Origin of the sequence: Photobacterium kishitanii (assembly GCF_000613045.3) — a bacterium.
Classification (GTDB): Bacteria; Pseudomonadota; Gammaproteobacteria; order Enterobacterales; family Vibrionaceae; genus Photobacterium; species Photobacterium kishitanii.
The window spans coordinates 801,350-813,867 of sequence record NZ_LN794353.1 but is presented as its reverse complement, the minus strand read 5'-3'; the positions used below and the strand labels follow the sequence as shown (position 1 = coordinate 813,867).

8 protein-coding genes are annotated in these 12,518 nt (G+C 39.1%); 7 read left to right on the top strand and 1 reads right to left on the bottom strand.

Translation table 11 applies throughout. The annotated features are described in order from the left end of the window. Positions 1–50: 50 nt before the first annotated feature. From fucP to PPBDW_RS18950, 6 genes are all read left to right on the top strand, one after another. Positions 51–1,373 carry an L-fucose:H+ symporter permease gene (gene fucP / locus PPBDW_RS18975; protein WP_036791531.1) on the top strand — a complete coding sequence of 441 codons (1,323 nt, stop codon included), beginning with the start codon at positions 51–53 and terminating at the stop codon, positions 1,371–1,373. A gap of 53 nt (positions 1,374–1,426) precedes the next feature. Then, positions 1,427–2,440 (top strand): aldose 1-epimerase family protein, encoded by a 1,014-nt coding sequence (locus PPBDW_RS18970; protein ID WP_036791528.1) that lies wholly within the window; start codon positions 1,427–1,429, stop codon positions 2,438–2,440. A 180-nt stretch (positions 2,441–2,620) separates the two neighbouring features. Further along, positions 2,621–3,541: a ribokinase gene (gene rbsK / locus PPBDW_RS18965; protein WP_036791525.1), complete on the top strand. Its 921-nt coding sequence runs from the start codon at positions 2,621–2,623 to the stop codon at positions 3,539–3,541. Positions 3,542–3,573: 32 nt separating this feature from the next. Next, entirely contained in the window at positions 3,574–4,590 is a 1,017-nt protein-coding gene (locus tag PPBDW_RS18960; protein ID WP_036791522.1) for a substrate-binding domain-containing protein, read from the top strand. Positions 4,591–4,791: 201 nt separating this feature from the next. Beyond that, positions 4,792–5,721: an alpha/beta hydrolase gene (locus tag PPBDW_RS18955; protein ID WP_036791520.1), complete on the top strand. Its 930-nt coding sequence runs from the start codon at positions 4,792–4,794 to the stop codon at positions 5,719–5,721. Positions 5,722–6,056: 335 nt separating this feature from the next. Then, complete coding sequence (locus PPBDW_RS18950) at positions 6,057–6,353, top strand: SemiSWEET transporter (protein WP_036791516.1); 297 nt, start codon at positions 6,057–6,059, stop codon at positions 6,351–6,353. An 88-nt stretch (positions 6,354–6,441) separates the two neighbouring features. Here PPBDW_RS18950 and PPBDW_RS18945 read toward each other — a convergent pair whose 3' ends face one another. Beyond that, the gene (locus PPBDW_RS18945) at positions 6,442–9,537 is read right to left on the bottom strand and encodes a chondroitinase family polysaccharide lyase (protein WP_036791513.1); all 3,096 of its coding nucleotides are present in this window, start codon (positions 9,535–9,537) and stop codon (positions 6,442–6,444) included. 504 nt (positions 9,538–10,041) lie between these two features. Between PPBDW_RS18945 and PPBDW_RS18940 the strand changes: the two genes are divergently transcribed. Further along, positions 10,042–12,486: a polysaccharide lyase 8 family protein gene (locus tag PPBDW_RS18940; protein ID WP_036791510.1), complete on the top strand. Its 2,445-nt coding sequence runs from the start codon at positions 10,042–10,044 to the stop codon at positions 12,484–12,486. Positions 12,487–12,518: the final 32 nt, after the last annotated feature.

Below are 12,518 nucleotides of genomic sequence, written 5' to 3'. Positions count from 1 at the left end.
CAGAAAAATCACGCTCTTTGATTAGGGTGATTATTTATGGAAGATAAATTATGTTTATTAAAGATAATACAATTCAACATGCTGATGGTTTTTTAAATAGAACACCAATATTTCAATTTTTATTATTATCGTCAGTGTTTGCACTTTGGTCTGCAGCGGCAGCGCTAAATGATGTATTGATCACCCAATTTAAATCAATTTTTGAACTGTCTAATTTTGCGTCAGCACTGGTACAGTCGGCGTTTTATGGTGCTTACTTCTTAGTCGCAATTCCTGCATCGATGGTTGTGAAAAAAACCTCTTATAAATTGGCGATTTTATTAGGGCTAGCGCTGTATATTTTTGGCTGCTTGATGTTTTTCCCTGCATCTCACGCTGGTACATACACGATGTTCTTAGCGGCGATTTTCTGTATTGCCATTGGCCTGTCGTTTCTTGAAACCTCGTGTAATACCTATTCAGCAATGATTGGTGAGCCTGAACGTGCAACATTACGTTTAAATGTTTCTCATACGATTAATGCGATGGGTTATATCATTGGTTTGTTACTTGGTAAGCACATGATTTTCCAAGAAGGTGTTGATGTTGGTCATATGATGGCGACGCTAACTGGTCCTGAGCTTGCTGCGTTTAAAGATCAAGTATTGCAACAAACGTTAGAACCTTATAAATGGTTAGTTGGTGTGATTGCAACGATTGCTATCTTGATTGCGGTTACTGAATATCCTAACTGTAAAGCGGCATCGGATAGTAAAGATGATCAACCATCATTTGGTGAGACACTGTCTTATTTAATGGGTAATGCGCGCTTCTTTAAAGGTATTGCGACCCAGTTTGCTTATGTTGGTATGCAAGTGGCGGTGTGGTCGTTCACGATTCGTTTAGCGTTGGAACTTGATCACAATATGGTTGAGCATGATGCGGCTAACTACTTATTGTATGCCTTTATTATGTACTTCTTAGGTAAGTTGTTAGCGAACTTCTTATTTACTAAAACCTCACAAGAAAACGTATTAATGGGTTACTCAGCCATTGGTTTCATATGCTTGATGTATGTGACCTTTATTCCTAACTTTAGCGCGGTTTGGGTTGCGGTAGGAACATCTGCATTATTTGCACCTTGTTGGGCAACAATTTTTGCCTCGACCTTACAATCTGTTGATACACGCTATACAGAAACCGCGGGTGGGTTTGTGGTGATGTCTATCATTGGTGGTGCGGCTATTCCAGTTATTCAAGGTCTACTTGCCGATAATATTGGCTTACAGTCGTCATTTATTGTGAGTGCACTATGTTTTGCGGTGGTATTTGTCTACTTCATGAATGAAAAGAAATATAAGCAAAGATTCAATTTTGTTGCAGCTAAAGCGTAATGTTCGATTATGACCACTCAATCACGAGTGGTCAGTTTCTGGAGGAATTAAATATGTTTACCTTGCCGTTATATAAAGAAAATTTCACTAAGCAAAGAACGTTAATCGCTCAGTCTGAACATTTTGAGATTCATAGCTTCTTGTATAATTCAGGTGTGCATGCGATTGAAATTAAAAATACCAAAGGACATCTGGTGATATTGCCTTTTATGGGGCAGATGATTTGGGATGCACATTTTTTAGACACTGATTTGTGTATGAAAAATATGTTCTCTGAACCAAAATTCGCTAAAACAGTTGTTGAGACATATGGCTGTTTTGCTTTTCATGCCGGCATGCTTCGTATGGGGTGCCCATCTCCGCAAGATGACCATGCCTTACATGGTGAAATGCCTTGTGCAGTAATGGATTCAGCATGGTTAGAAATTGACGCTGACAATGTTGTAATCAAAGGCAGTTATGAATATGTAATGGGTTTCGGGGATCATTACTTGGCGACTCCTTCGGTTCAGTTAGCCAAAGATGCCAGTTTATTTGATATTAAAATGTCAGTAAAAAATCTTGCCAGCGTGAATATGCCATTGCAGTATATGTGTCATATTAATGCGACCTATATTGAAAATGCGGTTATGACGCAAAATATTCCTGACGCAGCATTAATGTTACGTGAAACTGTACCTGCGCATGTACAACCAACATCGCAGTGGTTGGCATACAATGACAGTTTAAAAACATCAGCACCGATTTCAATACTTGATAAGCCTGACATGCATGATCCTGAAATTGTGTACTGTATCGATGATATTGGCCGTTATGTGGATCGGGCGGTATTTAAAATGCAAGTTGGCGATAAATATTTACTGACTGAATTTGATACCCATGAATTTAATTGTGCGACTCGGTGGTTATTATGTAATGGTGACCAACAGGTTGCGGCGTATGCATTACCTGCAACATGTCGACCTGAAGGCTTCCTCGCGGCGCAAGAGCGGGGAACTGTGGTTTATCTGCAACCTAATGAAGAACGTTGTTTTACAGTGCGCACCGGTATTTGTCTGTCAGTATAAACAATCGTAATTTATTCTCGCATATTTACTCTCTCTGTAATTATTGGTTCTGAGAAGAGAGAGTAAAATAAAAGCTTTTGATTTTTCGTCTCATTCTAGGTTGTGAGTGTTGAAAAATTAAAAGCATTTATTTTGTTATGTTTTATTAGAAAGGTTCGTTAAGAACAGAGGAAAAATCCTATGAATAAGTTAGTGGTGTTAGGTAGTGTTAACGCTGACCATGTTCTGCAAGTCCCTTCTTTCCCTCGTCCAGGTGAGACGCTTCATGGATGTAACTATCAAGTTATTCCTGGAGGAAAAGGAGCCAACCAGGCGGTAGCCGCAGCACGTTTGCATGCAGATATCGGTTTTATCGCTTGTGTAGGAGATGATTCATTTGGGATTAACATTCGTGACAATTTTAGAATGGACGGTATCGATATTACGGCAGTAAAAATGCAGCCTAATTGTCCGACTGGGATTGCGATGATCCAAGTTTCAGACAGTGGTGAAAATAGTATTTGTCTTTCAGCAGAAGCCAATGCCAAGTTAACAGCGGCTGCTATTGAGCCTGATTTAGAGCGTATTCGCCAAGCTGATTATCTATTGATGCAATTAGAAACACCGTTGTGTGGTATCGAAAAAGCCGCGCAAGTAGCAAAGGCGGCGAATACGGTGGTGATATTAAATCCGGCTCCAGCACGTTCACTGTCTGATGAGTTACTTGCATGCGTAGATATTATTACGCCTAATGAAACAGAAGCTGAAGTGCTGACGGGCGTCACAGTGATAGATGCTGACAGCGCACAACAAGCTGCGAATGTTTTGCATGCGAAAGGGATCAAAATTGTGATGATCACTCTTGGTGCCAAAGGTGTATGGTTAAGCCAAGATGGTTGTGGTGACATTATTGCAGGTTTTAGTGTGGAAGCGACCGATACTACGGCTGCGGGTGATACTTTTAATGGTGCATTCGTGACTGGTTTATTGGAAGATTTAGCTTTAGAATCAGCGGTTAAATTTGCTCATGCTGCTGCCGCAATTTCAGTTACTCGTTTTGGTGCTCAAACATCAATTCCAACCCGTAAAGAGGTTGAGGATTTTCTGGCTCAGCAAGAATAGTTAAAGTAATAATTCACCAAAGGATCAATAACATGGCAACGATGAAAGATATCGCAAAATTAGCAGGGGTTTCTACATCCACTGTCAGCCATGTTATTAACAAAACCCGCTTTGTCAGTGAAGAAATATCACAGCGAGTAAATAACGCAGCTAAAGAATTACATTATAGTGGCCCATCAGTATTAGCGCGCAGTTTTAAAGTTAATCGTACTAAAACCTTGGGGATGTTGGTGACCACATCCACAAATCCTTTTTTTGGTGAGGTCGTAAAAGGCGTTGAACGAAGTTGTTATCAAAATGGTTATAGCCTGATTTTGTGTAATACGGAAGGTGATCACCAACGGATGCGCGAATCCATCAATACCTTATTGCAAAAGCGAGTTGATGGACTGATTTTAATGTGTTCATCGTTAGAAGGTGAGCGGATTGATGTATTTGAACATTACCCTGATATTCCAGTGGTGGTTATGGATTGGGGACCAATGTTATTTACCAGTGATAAGATCCAAGATAACTCCCTTCGTGGTGGTTACATGGCAACGCAATATTTGATTGGGGCGGGTCATACTGATATTGGCTGTATTACTGGTCCGTTGATTAGGCATCAAGCTCAAATGCGTTATGAAGGCTATAAACGAGCAATGAATGAAGCACATCTGAGTTTTAATCCACATTGGATCATTGAGTCCGATTTTGAAAGCGAAGGTGGTTATGATGCCTTTATGAAAATGCACCGCAATGGCACGCTACCCAGCGCTATTTTTGTTTCAAATGATATGATGGCGATGGGTATTATTAATGCGGCTAATGAGTGTGGTATTCAAATCCCGAATGATTTATCAATCATTGGCTATGATGATATCCATATTGCAAAGTATATGTCTCCAGCATTAACAACTATTCATCAGCCCAAGTACCGATTAGGACAAGCTGCCGTTGAAACCTTACTTAAACGCTTAGATAATCAAATGAGTGATACTCAGGTTATTCAACTTGAACCGACATTAGTCACACGTAACAGTGTGAAAATATTGCCTTATAATAACTAAATCGGTTGTATAAAACCGAGTTACACCATTGTTTATAGTCTTATTTTGGTGATAAGTTTCCCCGCTTATCACCTTTTTTTATTAAAGATCATCAGTTTTATGTCAATAGATTATAATTTAACTATCGATATTTTCTGATGGCGCTGAGATTTTATCGTCATCCTCAATTAATGATGTTGTTGAGAGGGGGACAGAAAATTTATGCGAAAAATGGATAACTCACTGGCAACGTGGTTACATGGATTTAATCTTGAATTAGCTGCCTTAATAGCTGCTGGCGTTCAATTTAGTCCAACTCGTGTGCGTGAGGGGCTAGCGACAATTACGCAGACATTCATTACGGATATACCTGAGATTGCAATGATTGTTGATGATGCCATTGAGCATGTTCCCATCCGTATTTATCACCCCCAGCCTCAAAGACCATTACCTATTTTGGTATATTTACATGGTGGTGGACATGTTGCGGGTAGTCTAGATGTTTATGATCCTATCTGCCGTAAATTAGCGTTAGCAAGTCAACATATTGTTGTTGCTATCGATTACCGCTTAGCACCAGAGCACCCTTATCCGGCTGCTGTTAATGATGTTTATTTGTGCTTGCAGCATCTATTATCAGAGCTAGATCGAATTGGTATTAATGACATAGCACAAATATCTATTGGTGGCGATTCTGCTGGTGGCGCTCTTGCGGCAACAATGTGTGTATTGGCACAAGAAGATGATACGGTACAAATTTATAAGCAAGTGCTTATTTATCCTAGTCTTGATTACACTCTATCTTTGCCTTCGATTGTGAGCAATGGTAATGACTATTTTCTGCAGACAAATAAAATTCAATGGTATTTTGATCAATACTTTCAAGCTGATCACCATCGATATAATGCATCGCCATTATGGCAGCCTATAAGGGCTGGCTTTCCTGCTACATTAGTGATTACTACCGAATTTTGTCCATTACGGGATGAAGGCATTTATTATTATCAGCAGTTGCGTCAGCTGGATAGTAGGGCGCAGCATTACCATGTATCTGATATGGTGCATGCGTTTTTAAATTTAGAAGATGTAGTGCCTGAGCATTGTCAGCGAGTATATCAAAGGGTAGGAACGTTTTTGTTAACTGATAAATAGTAGGATGAAATAAAGTCGTAAGCAGTAATGGTAAGCCTTACTTACGACTTAGCGATAAGAATAGAAATGTTTCATTATTCGAACATTGATTCGAGTAGTAAATATAAGCCGCGTAGTAAATCCATATAACACCTTCCGTAGTGAACTATTTATAGTTTTGGTTATTTTCCTTCAATCCAGAATAGTGTGATTACGTATTATGTCAATGGCAGTTGGATGAAAAAAGTCCAGATTGTGAATGTTGTTCACGATTTGTTATTAGATAGGTAATCAATGACATTTTTAAGCGTGTTTTAGAATATTATTAGGACACTAATAATACATAAGGATTATGGATGACAACCCGTTTTAAGCGCTTAGCGACAGCATTTGAACCGTTTATGTTGCTGATGGGGATCGTTGGTCCGTTAGCAACGTTACCGCAGCTGTTTAAGTTGTTCTTTTCTCATAGTGAACACGCATTGGGTTTATCATTAACCACATGGGTGCTCTATGCACTCTTAGCCGCATTATGGGCAGTATATGGTTTTGTCCATAAAAATCCGCCAATTTGGGTCGGTAACAGTCTTGGGTTTTTAATGGATATGGCAATGGTGATTGGTATTTTTTGGCATACAGGTGGTACATTCTAACGTTAGTGGGCAGGGTTAGTTTTTTATATAAAGCCCAAGTAATCATTAATTATTTGGGCTTATTGTGATGTTAACCTGGCTTAATGACCTAGGCTTTTGAGAGGTTAAAGCTTAGTGGCGTTGCGTCAACAGTGGTGGTGGTTATATTAGTATTATTGCCATCATATTTGATTGTAATGACGTTATTAGGCGCCGTTAGTTGCCATCTATCTTTTAAAGTGAATTGGGTTTTTACTGGCTGAGAAAGGCTATAACGCCAATCTCGATCATAAATACTGACTTCAACTTGATCGCCATTAGCATCTATTTGCTCAGGATCTTGGCCTTGATAGAATGCAAAATCAGGATTTACGACACTGAGCTTTAGCTGCTGGCCATTTGAGTGCTCTTGTAGCATAATTTGCGATGCAGTATCAGCAGACAATAAGTGTTTCGCTGCCGTAATTGTTGCTGGTGCAAAAAACGCATAGGCTTCGATACCATTAGCGCTTTCAATTGCATGCACTAAGTTATCTTTTTGAATGAGATGATATTGTGGTTTCTCTTTTTTTTGCGCTTCAATCGCTATTGCATATTCATAGCCTTGGCTACTTGGCTCAATACCATGATCAAGTACTGCTGTTGCAAATTGACCTTGGGTTTCTTTACCATCATTTTCGTCATTAGATATTTGGTTGTTATAGCTAAATAATAACGGTTGCGCTGCTGTTGTCGTTACAAAATAACGATTACCTGCTGGATCTTGTAATGTGATCTCGCCGTCTAATTTTTGCTCCGCTTCTAGTTGATCAATAATGGTGCCATTTACTTCAACAGGAGATAAGTCGCTTATATTATGTTGAAATAACGTCGTTTGAACTGGGTTGTTAATATCGTCATTGTGAATATTAGATCCCAATGCAATCACCGTATTATCAAACATGAAATATGACTTATTGGCCGTGAAATTTTGTTGATTGTATTTTTTATGTCCTTGTAATTTTACTGCGAACATTGCCGCTTGATCGTTGAGACGATTCGCTGCTGAATAAGTGGTGGTTGATAACAACATTTCCTCAATACCAGCCCCTGGAAGTTGAGTTAATGTTGCTCGCAGCTCGGCATTGGGTAATTGCACTGCTGTTGTTCCAGGATAACGATTCCAATCCCAACCATCATGACTGAAGGCGCGTTTTTTTATATCTGCTGGGGTGATTTCTAGTTGGCCATATTGCAAATAACGACCATATAAATTGTTTGCGGCATACGTTTCATTACCAACGAGATAACGACTAAAACCTCGCGCTGTAATTAACCATGATTTTTTAGAGGTAGCACTTTCCCCTCGCATAATAGCCATTGATGCATAATTCATTGCCCATGCACCAGTAGGCTCAGCTTCAGCTTGGATATCTTCAAAGAATGATTTATCGGTAAGGTTTTCATAAGCTGCTGCTAGTTGCTGATCGATCGTTTGAGTTTTATCTGGTGAACCTGCTAGTGCTAACCATTTAAATGGGATCGAGGTGATTTTTTGTTTACCGTCTGGATGACGGCCGCTTAATACGATTGGAATATAGCTGTTTTTAGTATAAACCCGCATTTTTAAGAGTGCGTCTTTGATTCGTTGGTGTGCAGTGGCTGTTATTTGATAAGGGCTTGCACTTAAACCATATATTGCTGCCGATAAACCACCAAATGCATCTTTACCGTAAGCTGGGTAATGTTGTGAGTGGTGGAAAATACTACCATCTTTTTTAAAGCCTCCCCCGAGGCCATCAGAAGCTAATAAAGTTTTACTGAGCCATTGCTGAAGTTGCTTTAACATTATTTGGCGTTCGTTTTGATCTGGTAGTAGCAAAAAGCTTTTGATCATCCATTGTAATTGCGTATTTAGGATATCAACATTAGATGCGGTGATGTCTTCATCTTGTTCATAAATACGTCCAGTAGCATTAAACCACATCATTGCTTGTTGGGCGGGTTGTAATAGATTATGTGCAGCCAATAAGTTACGGCTAATGAATAAGGCATCAAAGAACTCCTTAGTTTGATAACCAACGTGCGTTATTATTTGTTGTCCAGACCCTCCTTGCCAGCCTTGATCTAATGCGTATTGTAAGGCCTGTATAAACTGAGTTTCAAGTTGGTGGCGATTAACCGTTGATAGAGAGTCGGTTCGTAAATATTTAGCTGTTTCCAGCATAACTTTACCCAACTTGCTGATATTTACGGTCTCTGTTAATGACGTTAATGTAGTGCGACTCACAATTCCAGTTTTTAAGAAGTTTTGACGTTTCGGATGATCGAGTGGTTTTCCTTGCCAACTGCCATCTTGATTTTGTTTTATTAAAAAGGAATCATAGTCAGTGAGATTGTCGTCAATTTTTTGCTGAGAAATAGAAGCATTAATATTGACGTTTAAATGGTGATCAAATTGTTGATATAAATTAGCGGTATCACCCGTTGCATCATTAAATTGAGCATGATAATTAAATTCTGGTTGGTGTTGTTCTAGCATTTGTTGGTACATTAATAATGCGGTCCAATTCTTACTCGCCATATCAACAACACCAGGATTAACGTAAGGTTGTTGAGTATCTGCTGTTGGCCAACGATTATCTACTGGGACTGAAACCATTATTTGATCTAAATAAATTGTGCCTTGGTGAGCAGGGGCAATAATGCGTAATCTGTCCATATTTGCTGTTGCTGTTCCTTCCATGTCACGGAAGGGAACGGCAATTCCACGCCAACCACTAAAGTTTAAGCCATATTTAAAATAAATTTTGGTGTTATTCTCATTACCTAATTCAAAGGTTAGTTTTTTATTTGAAGGGATTTCGTTATATACCCACGCCATAAATGTTTGTGGATTAATATCATTTTCTTTTTCTGGGCTATAACCGATATTTTGATGAAAAATAATGCTGCTTTTTGGGTCATATTGCCATTTTAATGAGTGTGTACCATCTTTAAAATGAAGAGTTGAGGTCGTTAATGCTTGCTCTGCTGTGGTCGTAATTGCATCCGGTACTCCATTTTCAAAGAAGTACATATATCCGCCAGGCTCAAGTTGTGCACCTTTGCCATTAAGATTGTGATGAGTGGTATTTATATTGTCACTATTACAGCCAGACAATGCCAATATGATGCTAAGAGTTAGTAGGCGCTTCTTATTATTAGAAAAATAATTGATGTTCATTGATAAGATCTCTATTGGTTATAATTTGTACGCCAGCGTAATTAAACTGATGTAGCAAAATATTGATCCCCATCACTTCCTTATTATTAACAACTCTTTCACATGCTTTTGTTTTTTCATTTGTGAATAAGTATCACGCTTTTTTTAGTTTTCACGCTGCCTTTTTTCTTTCATTTGCTTTTGATTATGGCGCTATTTAGTGTTGTGGTTGTTTGTGTTCCTGCGGTTATCTTAATTTATTCGGTGTAATTAAATACTCAGGTATGGCTTGGTTTTTATAGCATTTGTAGTAAGCCCATTTGGGGAGGATGGTTAAGCTCAATACGTATTAAGTGATTCTGACTTTCGTTTTTAACCATATTTACTTTCGGTTGTGATATTGTGAATAAAAATGAAATTATGGCCGTTTTTTAAACGATCAATAGTGATGCGTGTACTTTTTTACTTTCATGTTATCCGTTACCGTAATTAAACGAAACTTAATAACGGAAGGATAAAGGAATAATGAAGCACGCTAATTTAGCGGTATCTATTGCCGTGGCATTATCAACATTGATAGTACCTACCTCTGTATTTGCTCAACTTAATTCCACAGTTGTTGCTAATCATCAACAAACATCGGCTTTGGCTGAGTATCAAGCGTTACGTCAACGTTGGGCGGCGAGCTTTCTTGGTGATGCTAATATTCCTTTTGACGCGACATTGAAACAAACTGTTATTACGACCAATAATGCAGCTGAGCGACATTGGTCATCGATGCAAACGGATTTAGCGCGAACTGAGCTGTGGAATGATTTAGTGTTAGATCCTCAAACAGCCACAGGAAAAAAAGTCTTAGGAGCTAATATTCGCACCTCTTACCAGCGATTATTTAGCATGGCGAAAGCTTACCGTCTACGCGATGGACGGTTACAGAATAATGCTGAGTTATTAAGTGCCATTATCGATGGTATGACATTCCTTAACCAACATTATTATAAAGTTGGTGCCAAAGAATGGGGTAATTGGTGGCACTGGGAGTTGGGTACACCTAAAGATATTCATAATATTTTAGTGCTGTTATATGACCAATTACCTTCTGACTTAATTACGGCTCATACGCAAGCAACGCGCTATTTTACGCCAGAGACAACGCATCTTGGTGCTGGGGCTGGAGCAGATGTTTCAAGTAATCCTCATTACCGTTTATCGACAGGAGGTAACCGAACTGATAATACCCAAGTGGTTATTTTACGAGGGATTCTTGATAATAATAGTGCTGAGATAGAAGCATCGATTGCTGCTTTATCACCAGTGTTAGCTGAAGTTACAACCAGTGATGGCTTTTATAGTGATGGTAGCTTTTTACAACATTATGATATTGCCTATAACGGTACCTATGGCAATGTATTACTCAATGGTTTAGGCGCGCAATTAGATTTAGTTGCTGGCTCACCTTGGCAAGCAACTGATCCGGTTCTGAACAATATTTACCCGATTATTTTTAAAAGTTATGCGCCATTATTAGAACGCGGCACCATGATGGAGTTTGTAAACGGACGTGCTATTTCTCGGCCGACAGAGCAAGGCCATAATGTCGGGCACTCAGTTATCGCATCACTATTACATTATCTTGATGGCGCTGAGCCTCAAACAAAACGACAGTTACAAAGTTTAATTAAAACCCACATTACGCAAGATACATCTCTCGACTTTTTTACCTCGATTAATCATGTTGGTAATTACCAAAAAGCAAAAGCATTAGTCGCTGATAGTAGTGTCGATGGTGAGCAACAGTTGCAAGGTTTCTTTAATTATCCGGCAATGGATCGCGTTGTGTATCGAGGAGATGATTGGAGCTTTAGCTTAGCAATGCATTCTAGCCGCCTTGGTAATTTTGAATGCATGAATAATGAAAATAAGCAGGGATGGTTTACCGGTGATGGGATGGGTTACCTCTATAATGGTCAGCTAGATCACTACCAAAACTATTGGCCTGCGGTAAATCGCTACCGTTTGGAAGGTACCACGGTAGACAATCAATTGATGACAGATTGTGATGGCCAGCGTAATCAAATTCGTGGTGGTCGCCAAACACAAATGGAATGGGTTGGTTCGGTTGCTTTTGATGGTATAGGGGCGGCAGGGATGGAATTTAGTAACTGGGATAATACCTTAACCGCTAAAAAATCATGGTTTATGTTTGATGATCAAGTGGTGATGTTAGGCTCAGATATTAGCTCAACTATCGCTGCGGATATAACCACCACTGTCATGAATAGAAAATTAGCCGAGAGTGGTAACAATCAGCTGTTTGTTAATGGTAAGCAGTGGCTGCCACAGTTAAATCACACCATGAAATTGCGTACATTAACACTGACTAATGACGAGATTAATGATGCAGATATCAGCTATGTATTCTTAAAACCAACAATAGTGACTATTGGTCAGCAGTTACGTAGTGGAGATTGGAGTGAGATAGGCACTCGTAGTGGACAAGTCAGTGCTAACTTTATTTCTGCGACTATAGATCAAACACCTCAAAATGATCACTATGCGTATGTGTTGATGCCTAATGCTGATCAAGAAGATGCTCAAGAGTTTGCTGAAGAAATGCCAATTAAAGTACGTCGTAATGATAACTTGGCACATATCATCACCCATAAAGATGAGCATGTAACAGCTGCGAATGTATGGACAGAACAAGCTGTCGTGATAACTAACCAGATCTCCACATTATCAAAAATGGCATTGATGGTTGAAAAAGAGGGGCGAGAACTAAAGATTGCCGTTAGTGATCCATTACAAACTCAAACGACGTTACATATAATGTTAAACCAGCCGATTAAAATTGTGAGTGATGTTGAGCAGCGATTACAACTTGATGGTCAAGGAAATCTCATCATAAATGTTGCGGAGCTCGTTGGTCAAAGTTATCCGTTTACACTGAAAATATTAGCTGCTAATTAAGAGCCTTGTATTATATAGCTGCCACTGAATAT

Bases quoted from the DNA above. Each gene is read 5' to 3' on its own strand.
- PPBDW_RS18970 (WP_036791528.1), top strand. From the start codon at position 1,427: ATGTTTACCTTGCCGTTATATAAAGAAAATTTCACTAAGCAAAGAACG.
- PPBDW_RS18950 (WP_036791516.1), top strand. From the start codon at position 6,057: ATGACAACCCGTTTTAAGCGCTTAGCGACAGCATTTGAACCGTTTATG.
- rbsK (WP_036791525.1), top strand. From the start codon at position 2,621: ATGAATAAGTTAGTGGTGTTAGGTAGTGTTAACGCTGACCATGTTCTG.
- PPBDW_RS18960 (WP_036791522.1), top strand. From the start codon at position 3,574: ATGGCAACGATGAAAGATATCGCAAAATTAGCAGGGGTTTCTACATCC.
- PPBDW_RS18955 (WP_036791520.1), top strand. From the start codon at position 4,792: ATGCGAAAAATGGATAACTCACTGGCAACGTGGTTACATGGATTTAAT.
- fucP (WP_036791531.1), top strand. From the start codon at position 51: ATGTTTATTAAAGATAATACAATTCAACATGCTGATGGTTTTTTAAAT.
- PPBDW_RS18945 (WP_036791513.1), bottom strand. From the start codon at position 9,537: ATGAACATCAATTATTTTTCTAATAATAAGAAGCGCCTACTAACTCTT.
- PPBDW_RS18940 (WP_036791510.1), top strand. From the start codon at position 10,042: ATGAAGCACGCTAATTTAGCGGTATCTATTGCCGTGGCATTATCAACA.